Source organism: Micromonospora humida (assembly GCF_016901255.1).
Classification (GTDB): domain Bacteria; phylum Actinomycetota; class Actinomycetes; order Mycobacteriales; family Micromonosporaceae; genus Micromonospora; species Micromonospora wenchangensis.
The window spans coordinates 62,271-85,423 of record NZ_JAFEUC010000011.1 but is presented as its reverse complement, the minus strand read 5'-3'; the positions used below and the strand labels follow the sequence as shown (position 1 = coordinate 85,423).

The following is a 23,153-nucleotide window of genomic DNA, read 5'->3' as shown; positions in this document are numbered from 1 at the left end:
GATGACGACGCGACGGGACCAGCTCCAGTCGTACCAGTTCATGACCCAGCGGGTGATGTCCGCGTTCGTGATGCGCGAGACCGACCCGCAGCAGTCGCCGCTGCGTCGGGGCATCGGCGCGCTCTTCGGCGGGCTGATGGTCGCCGTCCTGGTCGCCGCCGGGGTGGGCATCTACGGGCTGCTCACCAAGGTCGGTGGGAACAGTTGGCGGCAGCCCGGCGCGGTGGTGGTCGAGAAGGAGAGCGGCGCAACCTACATCTACCTGGACGGACGGCTGCATCCGACGCTCAACTACGCGTCGGCGCTGCTGGCCGCCGGCCGCCCCGGCACCCCGGTGGTACGCGTCTCCGCCAGCACCCTCGGCACGGTGCCGCGCGGGGTGACGATGGGCATCCCGAACGCCCCCGCCTCGCTGCCGGCCGCGAACCGGCGGGCCGGTCTGCCGTGGACGGTCTGCTCCACCCCGACGACCGACGACACCGGCCGCACCACCGACACGGTGACCCTGGCGTTGGCCGCCCGGCCGGCCGGTGGGCGGGGCGTCGGCGACGACGGGCTGCTCGTCAAGGACGCCACGCTGGGCATGAACTACCTGGTCTGGCACGGCCGCCGGCACCTGGTGCAGGGCTCCCGGGTGGTCGTGCCCGCCCTGTTCGGGGCGGTCACCCCGACCCCGGTCGGCACCGCCTGGTTGAACGCGCTGCCCGCCGGGGTGGACCTCGCCGCGCTGCCCGTCGCCGACCGGGGGAAACCCTCCCGGGAGGTGTCCGGGCGACGCAACGGCGACGTGCTGGTCACCCAGACCGCCTCCGGCCCGCAGCACTATCTGGTGCTCGCCGACGGGGTAGCCCCGGTCACCCCGGTGCAGCAGGCGATCCAGGCCGGCCAGTCGGGGCGGCAGCCCGTCCCGGTCGCCGTCTCCGACGTCACCTCGCTGCCGAAGAGCCAGCAGGTCCCCCGCCCGCCGGACCGGGGCCGGCCGCCCGCCACCCCGCCGAAGCTGCTCGGCCCCGAGCCGGGGCAGCAGATCTGCGCCGCCACCACCGACGCCGGCACCCCGCCGGAGTTGACAGTGGGCGGCGCGCTGCCCGACGCGGACCGGGCCGCGCCGACCGGTTCCGTCTCCCCCGACGGCATCCCGCTGGCCGACCGGATCGCCGCCCCCGCCGGCCGGGTCACCGTGCTGCGCCTGCTCGGCAGCCCCGGCGCGTACAGCATCGTCACCGACCTGGGCATCCGCTACCCGGTGCCGTCCGCCGAGGCGTTGCGCCTGCTCGGCTACCCGGCCCAGGGGGCGCTGACGGTGCCGCCGAGCCTGACCATGCTGGTCCCGACCGGTCCCGTCCTGGACCCCCTGGCTGCGGTCCGCCCCGCGTCGATCACCACCGGCGGCTGACCGGACCGTCGGCCGTGGTGGGTCAGCGGCCGGGCGTCGGTTCGTCGAAGAGCTGCACCGGCGGGCCCGGTTCGGCCGGCGACGTCGACCCGGCGGGTGCCGTTGCGACGGCCGCCCGCCACCGGCGACGCCGTACCCGGGGCAGGGTCAGCGCGACGGCGCACACCACCAGGACTGTGGCGAGGGCGAGCGCCGTGCCGGCCAGGGCGATCCGCCGGCTCTCCCGGACCGCCGGGTCGGGCCGGTCGTCGGCGGGCCGGAACCGGGGCAGCGGGGCCGGCCGGGCCTGCGGCAACAACTGGTCGTTGACCGCACCGTACGGGTTGACGGTGCCGTGGCCGTACTCGGTGCGGTCGGCACCGGGGACCGCCGTCACGGTCAGCAGCCGGACCAGTTCGCTGCGCGGCGTACCGGACCGCTTGGCGAGGGTCAACGCCCCGGCACCGGCCACGAACCCGCAGGCCAGTGCGGTGCCGTCGGCGGCCTCGACCAGTCCTTCACCGCGCTGGGTGGTGGTCACCGCCACGCCCGGCGCGACCAGGTCCAGGTACGGCCCGTACTGCGACTTCGGCCAGCGCCGCCCGTCCGGGCCGATCGCCCCGACGGCGAGCACCTCCGGGTAGCCGGCCGGGTACGACACGGGGTTGCCGTCCCCGCCCCGGTCACCGCTGGCGGCCACCACCAGGACGCCCCGGTCGACGGCCCGGCGCACCGAGTTCCGCAGGGTCGCGGCGTCCCGGTCGGCGGCCACGGTCACCGCGACCACCCGGGCACCCCGGTCGACGGCCCAGTCGACGCCCCGGGCGAGGACCGCCGGGTCGACCGGGGCGGCACCGAACGCCCGGTCGTCGACCACCCGTACCGGCAGCACCCGGGCGCTCGGCGCGAGGCCCGCGAACGGCGAACCGCCGGCCTGCCGGGCGACGATCAGCCCGGCCACCCGGGTGCCCTGCCCGGTGCAGTCGGTGTCGGCCGGGCCGCTGCCCCGGACCGCGTCGAAGCCGCTGCCGACCCGCCCCCGCAACTGCGGGTGGTCGGCGTCCACTCCGGAGCCGAGCACCGCGACGGTCACCCCGGCCCCCTGGCTGAACGGCCACACCTGCTCCGGGGCGAGCACCTGCTGCGCCCAGGACGGCGTGCCGACCTGCCCACCGGCCGGCGCGCAGTCGGGTGCCGCCGTGGCGGGCCGCACCGGGCCGACCAGGGCGGCGGCGGCCAGCCCGACGACGAGCGCACCCGCCACCGGACGCCGCCCCGCCCGGGCGGGGCGGCCAGCCGTGGTCCGGCCCCGGTCCGGCCCGGTCGTCGGTGACGCTGCGGCCGGACCGGCGCGGTCCGGGCGACCGCCCGCACCGACCTGGTCGTCCGGCTGTGGCCGGACCGGCGGGTACCCCGTCATGTGTTCCTCCGTCCCGGCCTCACGCCGCCGGCCGCCGGCGGGCGGGCGGCAGCGCCCACCCGGTGCGCTCGTCGTCGACCCGGTCGACCCGGCCACTGGCGACCGCGTCGACGGCCAGCTCGCGCAGCGACCCGGGCACCGCGCGCAGGGCGTGCCAGAAGACGCCGAAGCTGTCGGCGCAGCGGTGCAGCAGCCGGTCGGCCACGTCGGCGGCGGTGTCGTCGTCGCGGGCCCGGGGGTCGTCGTCGTCCCAGTACCAGACCGATCCCTCGTCGCCGCCGGCCACCCGGACGGCGAGCAGGCCGCCCTGTACGTGCCCGACGGCCAGGAAGTCGGCGGTGAACCGGTCGGTGAACCAGGCGTTGGCGTGGCACAGGTCCTGCATCCAGTCGGCCCGGACCACGCCGAACAGCGGCTGGTCGACCACGAACCCGAACCGGGGGTGCACGGCCGGCCAGTCCGGCCAGCCGCCGTTGGTGCGGGCCAGGAAGTCCCGGTAGCCGGCCGGCAGGGTGCCGCCGAGCCGCTGCTCGACGCGGGCCACCGCCTGCGGGGTGAGCCGCTCGGCGAACCGCAGCGGCGGCGGGGTGGCGGTGTCCACCGGCAGGCCGCGCCGCCGGTGGTCGGCGTCGCCGGTGCTCACCCCACCGAGGTGCCGCAGTGCCGCGTGCAGTTCCGCCGGCACCAGCGCGACCCGCCGGCTGCGCGCCAGGTGCGCCCAGACCCACCCCGCCGGGGTACGCCCCGACGCCTGCGGATCCGCCGGGTCCGGCACCGTCAGGTTGGCGGTGAGCACGTCCAGCACCCGGGCCTCGTCCACCCCGATGCCCGGCGGCAGCGGCGGCAGCTCGACGACCGCCCGCGCGTACGGCGTCCAGTCGGGAAAACCGTACGGGTCGACCGGCACCCCCTGCCGGTAGCGGACCCGCAGCATCGGCGCGACCGGGTGGGCCACCCCGAAGGCGTACCGGGCTGCGGGGATCGGCCCGCCCCCGCTCACCGGCCCCGCCCGTGCGGGCCGGGGACGGTCTCGTCGGGGGTGGGCCAGAGCAGGAGGAACGGGACCTGGTCGGCGGGGACGGTGACGCCGGCCGGGGAGTCCGGGTCGACGGCCAGGGCATGTCCCGGCGGCCAGACGGTGAGCACGGCGGCCATCGTGGCCCGCAGGCTCGGCGTGCCGTCCGGGTGGGCCCGCGCGAAGCGCTCCGGGGAGGTGAACACCTCGATCACCGGCGTCTCCCCCGCACCGACCGCACGCCACGGGAAGTCCGGGTCGACCAGCCGGGCCGGGTCGTGCACCGGGGCGGCGGTGGGGAGCACCACCAGCGCGTCGAGCAGCGCGTCCAGGTAGCCGGTGGAGTCACCCCGCTCGGCCGCGTCCCGCAACAGCGCGGCGGTGTCCGGCTCGTCCGTCGGCCCGGGGGCGGGGGCGGGCGGGGCGAGCGCGGTCGTCGGGTCGTCCGTCCCGTCGGCGGTCGCGGCGGCGATCTCGTCGTCGGCCGCCGCCTCGGCCAGCTCGGTGAGCAGCTCCGCCCCGGCGGGCACGGTCAGCTCACCGTCCGCCGCCGCCCGGACCGCCGCCACCGGCAGGTACGCGTCCAGCGGGGTGCCCGGGTTGACCGCCAGCCGCCAGCCGGCCACCGGCCACCGCTCGCACAGCTCGTCGTACCCGGTCACGGTGTAGGCGTCGGCGACCCCGGCGACCTGCGACGCCATCGCCTCCAGGGAGGTGAAGACGGGCAGGAACGGCGCTCCGAAGAGGTCCATCGTGACGAACCGCTGGCCGCCGTCGGCCGGGTCGTCGTCGCGCACCTGCGGCAGGAACAGCTCGGCCCGGGTGAGGATGCGGAAGAACCCGGTGCGGTCGTCGTCGCGCGCCGCGCGCAGCAACGCCCGTTCGGTGTCGTTGGCCGGCTGCCACGACTCGTCCACGACGGGTCTCCCTCCCTGCCCGGTGCCGACCTGAGCCTAGCGATGTCCCGCCGGCGGGCGGGACCCGCAGCGGGCGCACGCTAGGCTACGGGCCGGTCGCCGTCCGCCGACGTTCCGCAGGAGGTTCCATGCGACGTGTCGTCGCCGTCGTCGCCCTGGCCGCCACTGTGGCCGGTTGTTCCGCCGACCCGTCGCCCGCTCCCGCACCGGCCCCGGTGGAGTACGTGGTCACGCTCACCGTCGAGGTGGCCGGCGGCGGGGGTGGGCTGTTCGGGATGGCGGTCACCTGGGGACACAGCGCGCTGAAGACCCAGTCCGCCACCAGCCTGACCTGGGCCTGGTCCCATGCGGTGACCCTGCGCTATCCCGACGTCGAACGGGTGTGGGTGTCGGCGACGCCGCAGGTCCGGCCGGGGGTCGACGAGCGGTTGGCGTACGCTGGCGGGACCCCGACGTTGCACTGCACGATCCTGCTCGGCGACCGGCTCGTGCAGGACCAGAGCAGCATCTCCCCCACGTGCGAGGCGAACCTGTCGGCCAGCCCACCGGCCGGCCGGGCCCCCACCCCCGCACGGCCGTCGGGCGGCACCGCCGACTGACCGCGTCCACCCCCGACGGCTCAGCCCAGGCGGCGCAGCGCCCCCATGTACGCCGACCGCACCGCGGCCAGCCGGCCGGCCCGGAACCGGCCCGGTTCCCGCTGGTAGACCGTGCGGCCCAGCGCCGTCCAGACCGCCGTGAACGGCACCCGGGCCCCACCGGGCGGCACGAACTTCATCACCTCGTCGAGCGCGGCGACGGCGGCGGCCAGGCGGGACCGGCAGCGCCGACGGTCCGCCTCCGGTAGGGTCTGCGCCCCGGCCGGCACCCCCCTGGCGTGCTGCTCGGCCACCCACAGCCACTCCCCGGCGTCGATCAGCCGGGACGGCTCCGGGCCGCCGTACCGGAAGCCCTCCTCGACCTCGACGGGCGCGGCGGGCAGCCGGAACAGGAACTCCCGGGGCGTGCCGCACCCCTGGCACCCGCCGGTGTAGCGGCGGGCCAGGTCGCCGTCGGGCAGGGTGAGCACGGTGGAGGCACGCGGGAAGCCCCCCTGCCCGCAGCCGCACGGTTGCAGGTCCATGTAGAGGTGGGCCTCGTGGGTGGACCGCGCGGCCAGCGGGGTCACGACGGGCTCCACGGCATGTGGTCCAGGTGGAAGTCCCGGACGACCTCGATGCGGCGGCGGCGGAACCGTCCCGGTTCCCGGTGGTAGACCGTCCGTCCCCGGGTCGACCAGAACGCCGCCTCCGGCACCGCGTCGCCGCCGTCGGGCAGGAACTTGCCGATCTCCTCCAACGCAGCCACGGCCGTCCAGCGCAGGTCCGCCGCCTCGGCGTCGTCACCTTCCCGCTCGGCCACCTCTGCCGCCTGGCCGCACCAGTCGGCGACGAGCAGCCACTCACCGGGGTCGAGCAGGGCGGAAGGCTGCGGACCGCCGAACCGGGTGGTGGGGTGCGGGCCGGCGTCGGCGGGTGCCGTCCGTCCGTCGGGCAGGGCGAAGACGAACTCGCGCTGCTCCCGGCACTCGGCGCACCGACCGGAGTACCGGTAGGCCGGTCGGCTCCCCTGCGCCGTCGCCGTCCCGGTCCAGGCGGCCTCCATCGACCCGCACCGGGCGCACGGATGCAGCTCCAGGTAGAGGTCGGCCTCGTCCCGGCTCCGGACGGCGGGCAGCAGGCTCATTCGGGGTCCCGGTAGTGGCCGGTGTCCGGGTCGAGACCCATGATCTCCCGGGCCTGGCGCATGTACTCGCGCTGCGCCTGCGCCGACGGTGACCGACGCTGCGCCGAGTCGGCACCCTCGGGGGTGAAGTCGACGTCGTCCACCCGGTGTGTGGCCTGCCACCGGGCGTGCAGTTCGGCCAGTTCGCGCAGCCGGCGTTGCCGCTCCGGATCGTCGTTCATCGCCATCAGGTCACCTCCGGACACCGGCCACCGGCGGGCGAACCGCTCGCCCGGACCAGCGACCGTGGCTGGTCTCTGCTGGCCGATTGGCCGCACCACCACCCGTCACGGCAGCGGACGCTCGACCCGCTCGGCGACGGTCTCCCGGGCCCAGGTCGCCGCCCGGTCCGGCCCGCCCGTCACCGTCCACCGGTACACATCGACCGCGGAGCGGATCTCCAACAGGTAATGGTTGTGCGAGAAGAACCGCAGGGTCCAGCTCCCGTCCGGGTCCGGCACGAACGTCGGGGGCGTCACCGCCGGAGCGTCCGGCACCGCCAGCACCCGGGTGAAGTGGTCGGGGTCGCGGACCAGCCAACCGGCGCGGGTGCCCTCGGTCACCGAGAAGGGGCGTACCACCGGGCCGTCGATCTCCCACGCCGAATACAGCTCACCGAGCAGCTCCGCGTAGGCCAGCGGGTCCAGCCCGGCTCCCACCCGGCGACCCAGTTCACCCATCACCTCGGGCCGGTTGAGATGCAGCGTCCCGCCCGACGCGGTGAGGAGCAGGGCATGGGTGACGAATATCGGCTGCCGCGCGGCCACCACCCGGACCGCGTCGGCCACCCACTCCTCGTCGGCGACCGCCCACCGCGCCGGGCGGGCCAGGTAGCGGAAGCGGGCGGTCCGCACGGTCACCGACTCCGGACCGACCCACACCCGCTCGGTGGACTCGCCCGGCTCCAGCACGTACCGCTGGAGCGCCTCGGTCGTCCGCTCCGTGTCCACCAGCAACCTCCCTGTCGGTGTCACCCCGGGCCCGGGCCGGGTGGTACAGGCGTCCACAGCAGGGCCGCGCCCGCCAGCGCCGCCCGCTGGTACGGCGGCAGTGGTTCACCGGCCCAGAAGGTCTCCACCTGCGGCGCCTCCTCATCCTCCTCGGCGAGGGCGCGCTGAGCATCGTAGGTGATGTCCCAGGCCCGCATCCCAGGGCTCAATTCGGCGAGGCAGACCCGCCGCTCCACCGGCGAGCCGTCAGTCGTCGACCGCCACGCCCGCCAGACACCCCGGACACCGGGATGACGGGAAACACTCACCACGAACCGGGTGTCGGGCCAGTCGGTCAGCTCGTAGGCCAGATCAGCGAGGTGACCGAGCCGGGCCGGCAACCCGGTGGGGTCCTCCGGGTCGACACCGGTCAGGTCCAACGGGTTCGGCAGCCGGTTCCCGGCGCGCTCGACGACCGCTGTCCGCGCCGGCAGGAAACGGAAGGCATCCGCCGACGGCGTCTCCTCGGAGACCGGCACCTCGTCGTACAACCGGGGCTCGCCCCCCGGCACGTCAAGCGCGCGCAGGACCCGGCCCAGCAGCTCCCGGTCCGCAGCGGAGATCGGTACGGCGTACTGCACCGTCGCCACCGACACCGCATCCGGAAGGTGCCGCAGATCCCCGTCGCCGAGGAGTTTTCGCAGCTGGGTCACCACTTCGTCGGGGAAACGCCCCGCCAACCGCAACAGCATGCGGTGCACGGCGGCGAAGAGGTCGTCCGCCTCATCCCATACAGGACTGTCGATCACTGTCAGATCTCTTCCATGATTATTATCGTGCAGTTGTCCTGGAACTCGGGAGGCAACCGGGCCCGTACCTGTTCCTCGAGGTCAGGATCGGACGTGCGACGCATCCGCGAGCGTGGGGGGAAGACCGCCTCCTCATCGACGGCGAAGGACGAGAACACCGATATGTCGCGGGCCTGCTGCCCGGTGAGCCGGTAGACCACCAGGATTCTCCCGCCCGAGGCAGGGTTCTCGGCCATGAACCGTACCGCCACGTCGAGGCGGCGACTGACGCTGAGGAACTCCCGCGCCCTACCGGTCGGCAGCCACGAGTTGCCATAGATCGGGGAGTACACCGGGGTGATCCAGTCACCTCGGTAGGCGACCACCGGCCGGTCCGGACCACCGACGGCCGGCAACTGCATCATCGCGTCGTGCACCATGTCAGCGTGCCACCGCACCTCGTCGAACAACGGGGGTGACACCGAGCGGAGCCGACCGGTGAGGTCGTCCCAGGCCCTGTCGAGCGCCTGGGCGGCCCGGACCCGCTCGACGGCGCTCTGGGCGCCCGGCTGTTCCCGCGCCCGCTGCCTGGCCGCCGCCATCCGCCGGTGCGCCTGCACCCACCGCGCGGCCGGGTCGCTGAGCGGCGAGCGTGCGGTGAGGTGACCCGCCCCCTCGTGTACCACCGAACGGAGCAGCAACGGCAACGGCAACGCCTTGGTGCCGGCAGCGATATTGCCCAGGTAGTTCCTGACGAGTTCGTCGACCTTCCGGTCGAACACCTCCTTCGTCGGCCGCTGCGCCACCCCACCGGTGAACAGGTGGGTACGGATCACGTTGTTGATCAGGTAGTGGCTGTGTCGGGTGTAGACCGCCAGCGCCATGACGTGGGGCTTCGACAGCCGCTGACCCAGACTGCGCACGGCTGCCGTGTCGGCCGGGTCGATGCCGTTGCGCCGCAGCCAACCGGCGAGGTCGGCGTCACGCACCTGGCCGCTGTCCAGTTGGGGCCACAGCCGGTCCGCGATCGCCGGGACCTTGTGCCGGGTCTCCGAGAAACCATGCGGGTCGACGGCATGATCCAGGTAACGGGCCTCGTGGGGGAAGAGCCCGTCCACCGTCACCTCGGCCCGCAGCGTGGGCAGGTCGACGTCGGGCAGGCTGCGGTAGAGGTCCACCGCCGTCAGGCGGCTGTCGGGCGGGCGCAGCTCCACCCGCCTGATACCGGCGATCTCCGCTCCGCGCAGGATCTCGAAGAGCGAATGGTCCCGGGCCGGCAGCATCCAGCCCATCAGGCCGCTCAGGAACCGCTCGGTCTGCAGGCCGTCGAGCCCCACGAACCGGGCGGCGGTGAGCATCCGGGCGGTGGTGCCGGAGACCCCGTCGATGACCGGGAAGCCGTCCCGCCCCACCCAGCGGGCCCACGGTCCATGGTCGGTGTCGTGCGCGGTCACCCCCTCACGCCACGGCAGCAGGCTGTGGTCGCCGAGCGGAGCGCCGGACCTCTCCCGGTTCACCTGGTCGACGTACGCCCGTTCGAGCCGACCGAGCGGAGTCCCCAGCCGGGCATAGTGGTCGGGGGTGTTGGCCAGGGCAAGCTGTTCGTCATCCGAGCGGGGCCGGCGGGGGGACTGACTCGCCGTCATCTCGGCCAGGTCCCGGATGCCGTGCTCCGAGTTCCTCGCCACGTTGCCGGTGGCGAAGAAGTCCCGGCCGAACTTCAGCCTGTCCCGCAGTGGGTCCGGCATCAGCCGGTTCACCGTACCGTCGAGCAGGTCGCCCATCCGACGGACCGCCGCCACGTCGACGCCCGCGTCCCGGGCCTGCTCCCACCGGCCCTCGTCGAGCACCGACAGCAGCGCGTGGGACAGGGTGTACGGGTTCTTCCAGTTGCAGTAGGCCGCGTTGTAGAAGGCGGTCATCGTCTCCCGGAGGTTACCCTCGGCGAGCAGCCGATCGAAGCTGACCGAGGTGCCCACCTGACCGGCGCTGTCGGGCGCGTCGTCCCGGAAGAAGGCGCTCTCCACCCGGGCGACCACCTCGGCGCGGGTCTCCCCCGGGTGCGCCGGCCCGGTCAGTGCCACCAGGATGTCCCGCATCCGGGTCAGCGCCGTCCGTACCGTGTCCTGCACCTGCGGGTCGCGGAAGTAGTGCGCCCCCAACCGCTGCTCGAACCGGGTCGCCTCCGTGGACCAGCGGGGATCGTGCAGGAACCGCGCGAACTCGAACGGCACCCGACTGACCCGGGCCGGATAGGTCGCCGGGGCCAGCTCACCCGTGGGCTTCGAGCGGTGGACCGCCTCCGGCGGCAGCACGTCACCGTCGCGGGCACGCCCCGACGGGCCGCCGCCGGAGGGACCGGCACGCCCGTCCGGTGGGCCGTCCCGACCCAGCAGCGCGTCCCGGCCGGCGTCGCCGATCCGCCCGTCGAGCAGCCTCAGCCGGGCCGCCGCCCCCGGATCGTCCGGATGCAGGCCGAGATGGTCGCGCAGGGCCCGCAGTTCGACTCGGGCGTACGTCGCCTGCGCCGGGTCGCGCAGCAGGTCGGCCAGCACCTCCACCTCGGCCAGCCGGCCCAGGTCGTGCGGGCTGGGACCGATGCCGTCGGCCAGCACACCCGGGGTGAGAGCGTCCGGCGCGAACGGGTCCAGCCCACCGGCGGCCCGCTGCCTGATCGCCGCCAGCTCGGCCGCCTCGTGGGCGACGGCCCGCGCCACGTTGACGTCGGCAGCCCGGTCGGACAGCTCGATCCGCCAGCCGCCCCCCTCCGGTGGCACGGTGCCGTGCGGCAGGTCCCGGCCGTCCGCGTCGACCGGCACCGACCGGGCCACCGCGCCGTCGGGCAGGGCGTCCGCCGGCACGGCGGTCAGGTCCAGCCGTACGCCGCGCAGCGTGCCGTCCGCCGGCAACCGGTCGATCAGCAGGCGCAACGCCTCGTCGCCGAGTCGACGTACCAGTTCCGGCGCAGCCATCTCCCGGCCGTACCCGTGGAACTGCGCGTCGGGCACCCGGGCGGCGGTGACCGGCGCAGGGCCGTCCCCGCGGAGCAGCCCGTGGATCGCCGACGGGTCGGGCACCCGGGGCAGCCCGGCGGTGTACGCCGACCGGGGGTGCAGCGGACCGGTGTCGCTGATCGACTTGACGCCCTTCCAGTCGGCGCCGAGCAGGGCCCGCTTGCCGATCCAGGAGGCGTCGCGCCCCCGGTGGTGCTCCCCCCAGCCGGCCTGGCTGATCTCGAACGGCGTCGGGTACCGGCCGCTGCCGAAGGGGTGGCTGCGGGCCCGGTCCAGGATCTCCCGTCCCGCCTCCCGCTGCCGGTACGCCTCGGTGAGCACCTGCTCCGGGTCGCCGGTGCCGTAGCGTGCCCGGAGCCGGTCGACGTCGACGGGGCCGTCGCCGTCGGCTGCCCGCCGGGCCAGCGCGATGTCGACGTCCACCGCACGCAGCTCAGTTCGGAGCCGGTCGAGCACGCCCTCGGCCCGGTGTCCGGTGTTCGGCGCCCAGTCGAATCCGTCGCGCGCCCACGCGTAGCCGCCGACGGTGGAGGCGGCGTGCACCTCGACCCGTTCGACGCCTGAGTACCGGTACCAGTCGGTGAGGTGGCCGTTCCACTCCCGGGCGAAGCCCTGCCCCTGGACCCGTTCGCTGAGCTTCAGCGAGACGTGTTCGACGAAGAGGCTGCCGTCGTGGTCGCGGTGGAAGGACCGCACCACCCGACCGACGGGCACGCCGTCCGGATCGTGGACGGCGGCCCGGACGACGACCTCGTCGCGGTGCACGCTGACGCTGTACGGATCGTCCAGTTCCACCCGGACGCGCAGCCCGGCGAACTCGCGCCCGTCGAGCTGGTCGGCGAACTCCCGGCGGACGGCGTCACCCCAGGCGTCGGCCTCCTCCCGGCTGCCGGGGATCAGCTCGTCGAGCGAGGGCCGCCGGCCCTCCCGCCGCCACGGTGGGTCGGACCAGATCTCGTCGTTGCGGGTGGGCTCCCGCCCGTCGGCCGGTGTCGCCCCGTCCGCCTGCGGCACCTGCTCCAGCTCGTGCACGGGGTAGCCGCGTCGGGCCAGGTCGGCGTCGAGCCGGTGGAGGTCTTCCCGGAGCCGGGCCTGGTCGATCGGGTCGGTCGCCGCCCGCAGCTCGTCGACGACGCACCGGCGCTCGGTCAGCGCGAGCAGGGTCCGTCCATCCGGGGCCACCGCGTCGGCCGCCCCGCGCCCCGCACCCGGCTGGCCTGCCGAACGGGCCGGCTCCGGAGCGGGCCAGCCCGGCCCCGGCTCCGGTGCCCACGTCCGGTGGTCCGCGGCCCGCCCCGGAGCCGACCACGATCCGACGGTCCCCTCGCCCGGTCCACCCGGTCGCGGCGTCCCCGCTTCGGGGGTGACCGGCCGGGGTGCCGCTCCCCGCTCCGGCGCGGGCGGGGTCGGGTCGGCCCCGCCGAGGAGGCCGGTGATCCGGTGCAGGGCCCGACCCAGCACTCCCGGGCGACGCCCCGGCCCCGGCTGCGTCGGCTGTCCGGCCGCCGGCCGGTCCGCCGGGCCACCGTCGCGTGCCGGCCCCCACTCGGCGAGCGGTGGCGTACCGGGGCCGGAGCGGGGTGGGGCCGACACGTCCGGGGCGGCCGGACGGTCGCGGAGCGCGGGCAGCGACCGTCCCGACTGTTCCTGTCCGATCGCGTCGAGGTCGATGCCGTACCGGTCGGCGATCTCCCGGCTCAGCGGGCCGTGGAAGGCGCCGCCACGACGCTCGCCGGGGATCGGATGGTTCGCCTCGGCGATGGCCAGGCGGGCCCGTTCCACGATCTGCGCGACAGGTTGGTCGACCGCCCGGTCGAGCAGTTCCCGGGGCAGCACGGCCCGCTCGGCCGGATCCAGCACGTACCGGTCGAGGACGTAGTCCCGCATCTGCTGCGGGGTCCAGTCGGCCATCTCCTGGTAGGCGTCACTGCGGGGTAGGCGCGGGTCGCCTGCGTGGTCGGTGGCGCGGAAGCCGGCCAGCCCGCGGAGGAAGTGCTGCTGGACGGCGAACGCCTGGAACTCGCCTTCGAACCGGAACGGCACCAGCACCTGCGCCGAGACGTCGTCGCCGTAGCGTCCTTCGGCGACTCCCTGGGCCAGCACGTCGCCCACCACGTCGGGGCTGGGCTGGAGCCGGTGCATGCTCTCGTGCACGACGGTCGCGGCGACCGCGCTGATCGGTCGGTTGGTGGCACCGTCGCGGGGGTCCACATAGAGGATCTCGGTCCGGGTGTCGAAGCCGCCGCGCGCCGGCCCGCGGATCCACGCGTCCAGCTCCGGGGGGCGCAGCTCCGGTGGGAGCAGCGCCTCGACGCTCTGCGGGTCCTTGGGGATCAGCCGGCCGAAGGTGTCGGCCGCGTGCCGCTCGAAGGCCGGCCCGAGCACGTCGCCGATCTTCGCCACCGCGATCGCCTGGTCGATGACGTGGAACCGGTGGGTGACCGGGTCCACGCTGACCACCCGGTGGGCCATCTCGACGGCGTTGAGCGGGTCCACCCCGTCCAGGTCCCGCCAGCCCGGGTCGGCGTGTTCCCCGCCCCGGGAGAAGTCCCGCCAGTCGCGGTAGCGGTCGGCGTACCCGTCGACGGCCCGGCTCAGCGCGCGTACCTCCCGGACGACGTCACCGAGCGGGCCGCCGTCGCGGGCCCGGTCGGCGGCCGCCTGCAACCGGTCGGCCTGCCCGGCCACCGCGTCGAGGTCGGCGATTCGGCGGGCCACCGCCGCCTGCGGGTACCGGCCGAGCAGGTTCTCCTTCGCCCTGTCCACCAGCTCGTGCACCTGCTCGGGCAGTTCCGCGCCGGTCCTGGTGCGGTGCGCCGGGAAGTTGCCGCTCGGCGCGAGTTCCTGGCTGATCGGCAACTCGTCGCCTGTCCGGGGTGGGACGGCGGGTGGTGCGGTGTTCGGGTCGGCCGGGGTCCGCTGGGCGACCAGCGCGGTCGTCTCCGCGCGCAGCCGGGCCACCACGGCGTCGATCTCCGCCTGGCTGCGGGGCAGGTAGGAGCCGTCCTCCTGGCGCACCGCCAGGTGTTCCCGGGCCCAGTCCCGCAGCTGCCCGGGGGTCGTCGGGTCGTCGGCGAGCAGGCCGCGCACCGTGTCCGGGCTGAGTGGCCGGGGTGGTGCCGGCGCTGGGGCGGTGGCGTCCCGGAAGCTGACCGCGTCGGCGTCCAGCACCGGCGGGTCGGGCCGGACCGGTGCCTCCAGCGCCGCAAGCGCCGGCTCCGGCGTCGTCGCCCCGTCCCGGCCCCCTTCCGGTACGTCGTCCACCGGCGCCCCGGCCCGCCCGGGCTCGACCGGGCGGTCGAGCACCTGGTGGATCTCGCGGTGCAGGGTGCGCCAGGCGTCGCCGAGTTGCCGGTCGACGGAGGCGGCCCGCGCAGCCGGGTCGGCCGGCAGGTGCTCCGGCAGTACGACCCCGGCCGGCTCCCGCTGCACCCACCGCCCGTGCTCGACCGCCATCCCCGGCCGCAGCACCACCGGCTGCCCGGGTGGTAGCGACGAGTTGACCTGGAGCACCACCCCGACCCACAGCCCGTCCGGGTACTCGACGGTGAGCAGGCGGGACGACTCGTCCCAGCTCGCCCGGTACGGCTGGTCCACCGGGCCGGCGTCCCGGCCGGCCAGCAGCTCCCCGACGTGCCCGTCGAACGTCGACCGCACCGCCTCGGGCAGCGGCACCGACGGCCCGACCGGGTGCGACCCGGCCGGCACCAGCTCGGCCGGGAGGTGTCCCTGTGCTATGCCGCGTAGCTGCCCCCCGGCGGCCAGCTCGCCGCCTCGGCCTGCATCCGCAGGATCTTGCCGTACGCCTTCCTGTACTGCATGTCCGCCGTCCCGTCCAGCACCTGGCCCTCCCGGGACGCCTTCTGGATGACCAGCCGACGGTCCTTCTCCGGGTAGCCGAAGCTGTACTCGACCTCCCGACTGTCCTCCCGGACCAGTTCGAAGTCCACCAGAATCGCCATCACCGGTTCCCCTCGGCCACGAGTTGTCCAGGTCCTCTCCGGTCCGGCCGGGCGCGACCCGCTCCCAATTGAACAGGCTCTGGGCGTACGCGTGGGCATCCGGGTAGGTGGCGTCCGGGTGCACCAGCAGGTAGCCCGACTCGGCCAGCTCGTGCTCCAGCAGGACCAGGTCGGGTTCGAGCGGGCGGCCCTCCCGCAGCCTGATCCACGCCTCCGCGATGTCCTCGTCCGCGTCGAAGCGTCGACGGACCCAGCCGTCCGGGTAGTCCCGCAGCACGTGCTCGTCGACCATGAGGTGCTGTTTCACCCGGGCGATCTCGGCGTGGGTGAAACCTGTCGTACCGCCGGGGCGGGCGACGGTGGCGAGGTTCGCCGCGATGTCCGCGACGTCCCCCGGGTCGGCCCGGAACCGGTCGTAGGCCCGGTCCGCCCACTCCATCGCCCGGAGCTCGTCGCGGGGACGGATCGAGGCGCCGGTCTGGGCGTTCTGCTCGTCGGGCCCCCGGTTCTCCGCCCCACGGTCCTCGGGGGGCCGGTCCTGCGGGGGGCGGTCGGCGACCGGGTGGCCGTCGGGCGGGGGGTGGTCCGAGCGGGGGTCGGCCCCGTTCATCCCGGTCGGGTCGGTGGCCGGCCCGGTCCGGTCGACACCGGTGGCCGCCGGGTGGTCCCGGGTGGTGATCACCGGTGGTTCGGGGCGGCCGGCCGGCAGTGGGGGCGGTGCGTCGTCCGGGTTTCGGCGTGCCGGCTCGGCGTCCCGCCCGCCCGGCTCGACGTCCCGGTGCCCCGGGGCGGGATCGTGCCGGGCAGGCTCGCCCTCGCGCCCGCCCGGCCCGACCTCGTGACGTCCCGGCTCGGCCTCGGGGCGGACGGGATCGACCTCGCGGCGTCCCGGCTCGGCCTCGGGGCGGACGGGATCGACCTCGCGGCGTCCCGGCTCGACGTCGGGGCGGACCGGGTCAGGGTCGCGGCCGGGCGGGGCGGGGTCGGCGTCCCGAGCGGGCGGCGGGGTCGACTCCCCGGCCACCCGGTCGTCACCCGGGCGGGACCACTCCCCCGGCGACCGCTCACCCCCGGGCCGAAGCGGGTCGGGAGAGGGACGGGCCGCGTCGGCAGGCGGGCGGGCCGGATCGGCGAGGTGGGTCCCCGCCTCCGTGGTCCGCACCGGTGCGGGGTGGGCGGGCTGGCGCGGGCCGCCGCCGTCGCCGGTGCCGCCCGCCAGGTCGGTGAGTTGCGGCAGGTCGGCCGGGGGCAGCTCGGGTCGCGGCGGGTTCGGGCCACCCGGGCCGCCGGGGGTGGGCCCGTCGTCGTCGACCACCGTCGGGTCGGGTGACCGGACGCCGTCGCGGGCGAGCACGGTGCCGTCGGCGGCGATCGCCCCACCGTCGAGCCGTTGGCCGTCGCCGTCGACGTGGGCCCAGACCGCGCCCCGCTCGCTGTAGGTGACCCGCAGGCCGGCGGCCCGGTCGACGGCGGCCATTCCCTCGGGGAGCACCATCACGTCGCGCCCGATCCGCAGGTTCATCCCGCCGACCCGGACGGTGTCCAGTTTGTTCTGCGCGCCGAAGACGACGCCGGCCTTGGCCCCCTCCGCGCCGCCGTGCAGCATGTTCTGCAGGTCGAACTTCCCCTGTGCGGCGTCGGTCGCGCCGGTCACCAGGGCACCGGTGACCCCGCCGCCGATGACGTGGCCGGGGATGCCGCCGAACATCGACGCCCCGAACAGCCCACCCTGGACGGTGGAGACGCCGAGCTGACCGAGGTCGAGGTTGGACCGTTCGCCACCGGCGATCTGGTACATCTGGCCCAGCAGGTTGCCGCCGCCCATGAACGCCGCCCCGAACGCCACCCGCTGGCCCAGGTACTTCGTCAGTTCCCGGCCGAAGGTGGTGGTGGCGATCTCGCGGGTCGCGTACTGGCTCAGGGTGGCCCGGCTGAGCTGCTCGAACGCCTCGGTGCCGGCCAGTCGTACGCCGCCACGGGTGGCGAGGTCGGTGCCGACCCGGGCACCGAACTTGCGCAGCAGCTGTTCCTCGATCTCCCGGGCGAGCTGGTTGCGGGCGGCGAGCAGGCTGCGCCCGGCCAGCCGTCGGGACTCCAGCCCGGCCTCCCGGCCGAGTTGGCGCAGCAGTTCCCGGTTGGTGACGCCGCGCAACCACTGACCGGCCATCCGGTCGGCGACCGACCGCGCGATGACGTTGCGCGGCAGGGTGTTGCGGGCGAGGGTGCCGGCGCCCTGCCGGATCACCGTCGGCAGGGTCTGCCGGACGAAGGCGGGGACCTGGGTCCGCGCGAAGCGCGGCAGTTGGGTGGTGACCAGCCGGGGAACCTGGGTGCGGACCAGGTTCGGCAACTGGGTCCGTACCAGGGTCGGCAGCGTACGGGTCAGCAGCGCGGTCACCTCGGCGAGGGCGGCGCGGACGGAGATGCTGCCGATGGCCCGTACGGCGTTGGTGGCGGCGGCCCCGATCGCGGCCCGGCAGGCGGCGAACGCCCCCGGGATGCCGGCGGTGGACAGGCCGAGCGACGGGATGGCGGCGGCGACCAGCATGAACAGCGAGACGGCGAGCATGATCAGGCCGAGCAGGGCCATGAACTTCATCAGCTCGATCTGCAGGCCGAAGCTCTGCACCGCCTCCTGCATGGAGGCGAGGGTGTCGACCGTGCCGGCGAGCGACTCCAGGTAGGCGAGCCATTCCCGGGTGAACACCTCGGCGGCCCCGTCGCCGCTCCAGTTGGTCAGGATGCCGTCGGCGGCATGCACCGCCTCCTCATAGAAGGCGGCGAGTTCCTGCGTCGCGGCACCCCAGGCGTCGGAGAGCTCGTAGACGGCGTCGATGTCCGACTCGGGGATCTTGCCGATGAGGATCTCGCCGACGGTGGAGCGGACGCCCGGGATGGCGGCTTCGAGGTCGGAGAACCACTCCAGGATCTCGGCGAGGGCGTGGTCACTCTCGCTCACGCGGGGTCCTCCCCGGCACCGTCGGGTCCCCCGGCCGGCCGCCTCGGGTCAGTGCCGGCCACCGGCCCGGTCGATGTCGGTGGCGTTGTCGTCGTCGGTGCCGGTGTAGCTCCACATGGCGTCGGCCACGTACGCACCGAGCTTGTCCATCGCCTCGCCGAGCTTGGGCACGGTGGTCTTGATCGCCTCGTTCATCTGCTGCCCGCCGCCGCCGGAAACCTCGACCGACTTGTGGTACGTCTTGAGGAACTCCTCGGTGAACTCGTCGCGCGGCAGCGTCCCGGGTGCGGCCTCCAGCCCGGTGATCGCGCCGAGCTTGCCGTCCATCGCGGTGGACATCGACTGCCCGCTGATCCGGAGCCGGTTGGCGATGCCGAGGATGTCAGCGACGCTCGTCTTGATCTCGACGAAGCTACTCATCGTCGTCCCCCTTCAGGCGCACGTCGGCGTCGTGACTGTGCAGCAGCTTCTCCAGCTGTGCGCCGCCGGGGGCCATCCGGCGCAGGTCGGGGGCGAGGCTGCCGTCGAGGATCTCGCGGGACTGCTCGGCGGCGTCCTCCACGGCGAGCCGGACGGTCGCCACGATGGTGGCGGCCAGCGCCCTGGAGTTGGGGTTACGGAACACCCGGGGGTCGATGTCCAGCTCCAGCAGGTGCCCCCGGGGGCCGACGACCGCCTTGACGGTGCGGTCGTCCGACCAGGCGGTACCGGTCACCCGGAGCATCCGACGCTGCACGTCGTCCATTCCGGACCAGGCCTTCTTGAGGTCACCGATCATGGCGGTCAACGCGCCGAAGTTCGGTCGTTCCTCCATCGCCCCTCCCCCGAGGTCCCTTCCGCCGGGCAGCCTAGCCGGGGCGGCCCGGCCCGGCCGCCCCGCCGGTCCGACGCCCTCCGGCCGGAGGGCGTCGGACCGGACGGTCACATGCCGGCGGCGATCTGCTGGTCGACCTGCTGCATCCGCTCGGCCGACGCGCCGAGCTTCACGCCGACCCGGGTCAGCGCCTCCTTGATCTCGGTGGCGCCCTGGTTCCACTTCTGCCGGGCCTCGTCGCACGCCTGCCCCGCCGGCCCCTGCCAGTCCTGCGCGAAGAGCTGGGTGAACTGGGTGTAGAGGTCCTGGAGGCTGCCGTCCATCTGGCCCTGGTAGGTGCCGATGGCGGTGGCCACGTCGGAGATCTGGGCGAAGTTGTAGGTGATGGGACTGCTCACTGGAAGGTCACCTTTCGCTGGTCACAGCGGCACGGGTCGCCCGGGAGGGTCGACGCGGCCGCGGCGGATACCGGCGGCGTCAGCCGCGCAGGATGCTCATCACGCTGGCGTCGCCGGTCTCGGCGGCGGCCTGGCGGATCTCGGTCGCGGCGTCCTCGTCGTTCATGCCGTACTGGGTGGCGGCGCTGGTCATCTTGCCGGACAGCTCGTCGAGCGCCGAGATGATCTTCTTGAGGCCGTCGTTGAGCTGCACGGAGACGTCCTGAAGCGCATTGTTCGCCGAGCCCCGCATGCCGCTGCCGCCCAGCGCCTGCACCCGCTCGATGAGCCGTGCCATGCCCAGCGCGAGGCCCTCACCGGTCTCGTTGCACCGATTCGCCATCGCGTTCAGCTGTTCCTGGGTGGCGTGAACCTGACCCAGTCCAGGAGTGTCGGTCAAGGTGGACTCACCCGCTCCTCTGCTTGCGCCCCCCGGTCAGGGAAGCGTCCCCTTGATGGTGGTGGCCGTCGTGGCCGACCCTGACGGTAGCGCCCCGTAACGAATCGGGCCACCTCACTTCGTCCGAAGTGGCTGGTCGGGGTGGCGACAGCGGCGATACCGGGTCCCGGCGGTGGTCGGCAGCGGTTACGCTCGGGGCGATTTCCGGTGACACTCGGGCGGGGGCCCGCCGCACCAGGGGAGGGTTCGGTGGCGGAGGACGACGGCAGCAACCCGTACCAGCACGAGACCGACCAGAACACCCGGACCGACTGGCTGGCCGATCAGAAACCCGTCGACGTCGATCCGGACGGGCTGGTCGACTACGGCAAGAACATGGTCGTCATCCAGGAGAACCTGCAGAGCCACGGTGGCCGGTTGAGCCAGCTCGGCCAGTTGCCGCACCGCGCCTGGGAGGGTGCCGCGCTGCCCGAGGGCGTCTACGTCCGCACCCAGCTCACCCTGAACTACGCCGAGTTCCAGCAGTACCTGACCTACCTGGGTGCGGCGCTGACCAACATCGGCATGGCCGCGCAGACGGTGGCGGACGCCTACGCCAACACCGACGGCTGGTCGGCGGCCTCGCTGGACGCGGTCCGGTTCGCCTTCGGCGAGGCCGACGCGCCTCGTCCGGCCGGGCTGCCCCCGTTCGTCTCCGGCAAGACCTGGTGGGACCAGTACCTCGAAACGGTGTCGAGCGGGCAGGCCAACGCCGCGCCGACCCCCGAGCAGTTCGTCGACCAGGGCCAGCCCCGGGTCGCCCCGGACGGCAGCATCACCTTCACCGCGCTCGGCCCCGGCGGTGTGGTGCGCACCATCGTGCAGCGGTCGCTGCCCGGTGGCGTGGGCACCGAGACGGTCACCACCACGACCGACGCCACCGGCAAGGTGCTCGACAGCAGCACCAGCCGGACGACCACGGTCGTCACCGGCAACTCGACGGTGGTCACCACCACCAACACCGACGCCGAGGGCCGGCGCACCGGCGGCAGCCGGGAGACCACGTCGTACGGCGTCGACGGTGGTCACACGGTGACCAGCGAGCAGCTCGACGCCAACGAGCAGCCGACCTCGAAGAAGGTCGACGAACAGCACGCCGACGGGACGCGCACGGTCACCACGACCGACGGCAAGGGCACCGTCACCCAGGAGCTGCACATCGGCGAGGACACCGAGGGCGTGGACCCGGCCGAGCTGACCGAATCCCCCGCCAAGCGGGCCCTGGACGAGATCAAGCAGCACGACTACGGCATCTGAGCCGGGAGGACACCATGGCCGACTACTGGGGTGCCCAGGCGACGTACGCGCACGGTGGCCCGCGCGGCGAGGGCACCCGGTACGTCATGCCGCCGGAGAACCCGGACCTGAAGTTCACCCCGGCACCGGGCGGTGCGGGCGGGGCCACCATCGAGGCGGTCCGCCAGCAGGTGCTGGGGCAGCACCCGGAGGACATCTCGGCGCTGGCCGACCAGTGGCAGAACGCCTACAACCTGCTGCAGAGCATCCACCAGCAACTGCTGTCCGCCAGCCAGACCCTGCACGACGAGCACTGGAAGTCACCGCAGGCCCGTGACGCGTTCCTCAAGGCGGGGCCGGGCAAGACGCTGGCGTACCTCGACGAGTGGATGGACGCGGCCCAGCACAACGTGACCGCGCTGCGGGCGATGGTCGGCATCGCCCGCGACTCCCGGGCGGAGATGGAGCGGCTCTGGACGGAATACCGGGAGGCCATCGACGACGCGAAGAACTCCGACGGCTGGACGCAGTTCTCGGAGGGTTTCAAGCAGGGCTTCACCCTGGGCCTGTACGACGGCGAGAAGGGTATCCAGGCGGCCGAGGCCGAGGCGGTGCAGGAGAAGCAGGAGGAGTACAACCGCCGGGCGCAGGAGTTGGCCCGGCGTACCGCCGACGACTACTTCGACACGTTGAGCAAGGTCAGCGGCGGGCACGGTCCGCCGTTCTTCCCGATGGACGCGGTGCTCAACCCGGTCGGTCACCCGCCGTGGCGCGGGCCGGTCGGCACCCCGCCGCCGGTCCGGCCGCCCGGTGCCCGCCCGCCGGGGGTGGGGGCGACCCCGCCGCCGGCGTCGGTGCGGCCGGTGCCCCGTCCGGGTGGTCCGGACCAGTTGGCCCGGCAGGTGCTGGACACTCTCCGGCCGCCACCGGAGGCCGGCGCGCCGGCACCGACGCCCGGCACCGACGAGCGGGCGGGTCCCGCCGTGGCACCGCCGCCGGTGGTGCCGCCGCCGCTGGTCGCGCCGCCACCCGGCCTGTCCACCGGGGCACCCGTTCCGAGCGGCGGGACCGCCAACGCCACCGGCGCGGGCCGGGCTGGGCTCGCCCGGCCGCCGGGCCTCGACGGGCTCGCCGGTGAGCGTGGGCTGCGCAGCGGGGTGCTGCGCGGCGGTGCCGGAGCGCCGACGGTCAGCGAACCGCCCCAGGCGTCGCTGCGTTCCCCCGGCGCGAACGCCACCCCGCCCCCGACCGGCGGTCGGACCGCGCCGCCGAACGGGCTGCGCGGCCCCGGTTCGCCGTCGACGGCGGCCCCGCCGACCGGTGCCCGGGGCAACCCGGCGACCGGTTCCCCGCACTCCCCGGCTTCCGGTCGGCCGGGCAGCGGGCAGCAGGCGGACCCGGCCCGGCGGGGCACCGCCCGCCCGGGTGCCGGCGACGAGGACCTGTTCGGCCGGCCGGCCGGGGAGACCACCGCGCCGGTGTTGCAGAACCGGCGTCCACCGGAGCGGCGAACGTCCGGCGGTGCCGGTCGCGCCGCCGGCGGGCAGGCCGGGGACGCCTCGACGCCGACCCGGCCGGGGATTGCCCCGCCCGTGCTGGGCAGCCCGACCCGGGGTGCCGGGGTGACCGGGACGCCCCGGTCGAAGCGCCGTGACCGGGCTGGTGCGGCGCAACCGGCGACGCCGGGCGGCGAGTGGTGGGGTGACGACCGGTCGGAGGCGACCGCGCCGGTGCTGGACGCGCCGGCCGCGCCGCTGTCCGGGGGCCGGGTGTCCCGGCTGGAGGAGGTCCCGGGCGCGTTGCGCGGCCGGCCGACGGCCGAGCCGACGACCCGGCGGGCGCGCGGCGGTCAGCCGGTGCCCCCGGAACTGGCGCCCCGGCGGACCACCGCCGCGAAGCGGGACGACCGGGAGGGGCACGGTGACGGCCCGGGGATCGTCACCGACGAGCAGGCGTTCAGTGTGGAGACCCCCGGTGGCGGCGTCCTCGGCAAGCAGGCCGAGGACCGCTCCTACCGGGCCGAGCCGAAGACCGCGCTGGGCGGCAACTGACCGCTGTCCGGCCGGCCCGCGACGGGCCGGCCG

Annotated in this window: 17 protein-coding genes; 4 read left to right on the top strand and 13 right to left on the bottom strand. The window is 74.8% G+C overall.

The features are described 5' to 3' along the window. Position 1: 1 nt before the first annotated feature. A complete protein-coding gene (eccB, locus tag JQX11_RS21710; protein ID WP_204926804.1) occupies positions 2–1,396 on the top strand; it encodes a type VII secretion protein EccB in 1,395 nt (464 codons plus the stop codon). Between the two features lie 22 nt (positions 1,397–1,418). Here the strand turns inward: eccB and JQX11_RS21705 are convergent, their stop codons facing one another. The 3 genes from JQX11_RS21705 to JQX11_RS21695 all read right to left on the bottom strand — a co-directional run bounded on the left by JQX11_RS21705 (position 1,419) and on the right by JQX11_RS21695 (position 4,727). Further along, complete coding sequence (locus JQX11_RS21705; protein ID WP_204926803.1) at positions 1,419–2,639, bottom strand: S8 family serine peptidase; 1,221 nt, start codon at positions 2,637–2,639, stop codon at positions 1,419–1,421. A gap of 175 nt (positions 2,640–2,814) precedes the next feature. Beyond that, positions 2,815–3,795, bottom strand: coding sequence for an SMI1/KNR4 family protein (locus JQX11_RS21700; RefSeq protein WP_204926802.1), 981 nt, complete (start codon positions 3,793–3,795; stop codon positions 2,815–2,817). Beyond that, positions 3,792–4,727: an SseB family protein gene (locus tag JQX11_RS21695; RefSeq protein WP_204926801.1), complete on the bottom strand. Its 936-nt coding sequence runs from the start codon at positions 4,725–4,727 to the stop codon at positions 3,792–3,794. The genes JQX11_RS21700 and JQX11_RS21695 overlap by 4 nt, the downstream gene beginning before the upstream one ends. Positions 4,728–4,855: 128 nt before the next feature. On the opposite strand from JQX11_RS21695, the gene JQX11_RS21690 reads away from it, so the two are divergent. Beyond that, entirely contained in the window at positions 4,856–5,326 is a 471-nt protein-coding gene (locus tag JQX11_RS21690) for a hypothetical protein (protein WP_204926800.1), read from the top strand. A gap of 20 nt (positions 5,327–5,346) precedes the next feature. On the opposite strand, the gene JQX11_RS21685 is transcribed toward JQX11_RS21690, so the two are convergent. The 10 genes from JQX11_RS21685 to JQX11_RS21640 form a co-directional block, all read right to left on the bottom strand. Continuing rightward, positions 5,347–5,895, bottom strand: a complete 549-nt coding sequence (locus tag JQX11_RS21685) for a hypothetical protein (RefSeq protein ID WP_307826296.1) — start codon at positions 5,893–5,895, stop codon at positions 5,347–5,349. Beyond that, entirely contained in the window at positions 5,892–6,452 is a 561-nt protein-coding gene (locus tag JQX11_RS21680; RefSeq protein ID WP_204926799.1) for a hypothetical protein, read from the bottom strand. Before JQX11_RS21680 ends, JQX11_RS21685 begins: the two co-directional genes overlap by 4 nt. Beyond that, positions 6,449–6,679: a hypothetical protein gene (locus JQX11_RS21675; protein WP_204926798.1), complete on the bottom strand. Its 231-nt coding sequence runs from the start codon at positions 6,677–6,679 to the stop codon at positions 6,449–6,451. Before JQX11_RS21675 ends, JQX11_RS21680 begins: the two co-directional genes overlap by 4 nt. 99 nt (positions 6,680–6,778) lie before the next feature. Continuing rightward, positions 6,779–7,441 carry a hypothetical protein gene (locus JQX11_RS21670; RefSeq protein WP_204926797.1) on the bottom strand — a complete coding sequence of 221 codons (663 nt, stop codon included), beginning with the start codon at positions 7,439–7,441 and terminating at the stop codon, positions 6,779–6,781. Positions 7,442–7,461: 20 nt separating this feature from the next. Then, complete coding sequence (locus tag JQX11_RS21665; RefSeq protein ID WP_204926796.1) at positions 7,462–8,229, bottom strand: hypothetical protein; 768 nt, start codon at positions 8,227–8,229, stop codon at positions 7,462–7,464. A gap of 2 nt (positions 8,230–8,231) precedes the next feature. Next, positions 8,232–18,143, bottom strand: coding sequence for a WXG100-like domain-containing protein (locus JQX11_RS21660; RefSeq protein WP_204926795.1), 9,912 nt, complete (start codon positions 18,141–18,143; stop codon positions 8,232–8,234). A gap of 48 nt (positions 18,144–18,191) precedes the next feature. Continuing rightward, complete coding sequence (locus JQX11_RS21655) at positions 18,192–18,563, bottom strand: hypothetical protein (RefSeq protein ID WP_204926794.1); 372 nt, start codon at positions 18,561–18,563, stop codon at positions 18,192–18,194. Continuing rightward, the gene (locus JQX11_RS21650) at positions 18,556–18,957 is read right to left on the bottom strand and encodes a YbaB/EbfC family nucleoid-associated protein (RefSeq protein ID WP_204926793.1); all 402 of its coding nucleotides are present in this window, start codon (positions 18,955–18,957) and stop codon (positions 18,556–18,558) included. The genes JQX11_RS21655 and JQX11_RS21650 overlap by 8 nt, the downstream gene beginning before the upstream one ends. A 107-nt stretch (positions 18,958–19,064) precedes the next feature. Further along, on the bottom strand, positions 19,065–19,355 hold the full coding sequence (locus tag JQX11_RS21645) for a WXG100 family type VII secretion target (protein WP_088644222.1): 291 nt from the start codon (positions 19,353–19,355) through the stop codon (positions 19,065–19,067). Positions 19,356–19,434: 79 nt separating this feature from the next. After that, positions 19,435–19,794, bottom strand: a complete 360-nt coding sequence (locus tag JQX11_RS21640; protein WP_269756933.1) for a WXG100 family type VII secretion target — start codon at positions 19,792–19,794, stop codon at positions 19,435–19,437. A gap of 249 nt (positions 19,795–20,043) precedes the next feature. On the opposite strand from JQX11_RS21640, the gene JQX11_RS21635 reads away from it, so the two are divergent. Both JQX11_RS21635 and JQX11_RS21630 read left to right on the top strand, forming a co-directional pair. Next, positions 20,044–21,090, top strand: coding sequence for a WXG100 family type VII secretion target (locus tag JQX11_RS21635; protein ID WP_204926792.1), 1,047 nt, complete (start codon positions 20,044–20,046; stop codon positions 21,088–21,090). Between the two features lie 14 nt (positions 21,091–21,104). After that, a complete protein-coding gene (locus tag JQX11_RS21630; protein ID WP_204926791.1) occupies positions 21,105–23,120 on the top strand; it encodes a WXG100 family type VII secretion target in 2,016 nt (671 codons plus the stop codon). The last annotated feature ends 33 nt before the right edge of the window (positions 23,121–23,153 follow it).

Coding starts and splice junctions, on each gene's coding strand:
- JQX11_RS21690 (WP_204926800.1), top strand. CDS start 4,856: ATGCGACGTGTCGTCGCCGTCGTCGCCCTGGCCGCCACTGTGGCCGGT.
- JQX11_RS21675 (WP_204926798.1), bottom strand. CDS start 6,679: ATGGCGATGAACGACGATCCGGAGCGGCAACGCCGGCTGCGCGAACTG.
- JQX11_RS21650 (WP_204926793.1), bottom strand. CDS start 18,957: ATGGAGGAACGACCGAACTTCGGCGCGTTGACCGCCATGATCGGTGAC.
- eccB (WP_204926804.1), top strand. CDS start 2: ATGACGACGCGACGGGACCAGCTCCAGTCGTACCAGTTCATGACCCAG.
- JQX11_RS21680 (WP_204926799.1), bottom strand. CDS start 6,452: ATGAGCCTGCTGCCCGCCGTCCGGAGCCGGGACGAGGCCGACCTCTAC.
- JQX11_RS21655 (WP_204926794.1), bottom strand. CDS start 18,563: ATGAGTAGCTTCGTCGAGATCAAGACGAGCGTCGCTGACATCCTCGGC.
- JQX11_RS21630 (WP_204926791.1), top strand. CDS start 21,105: ATGGCCGACTACTGGGGTGCCCAGGCGACGTACGCGCACGGTGGCCCG.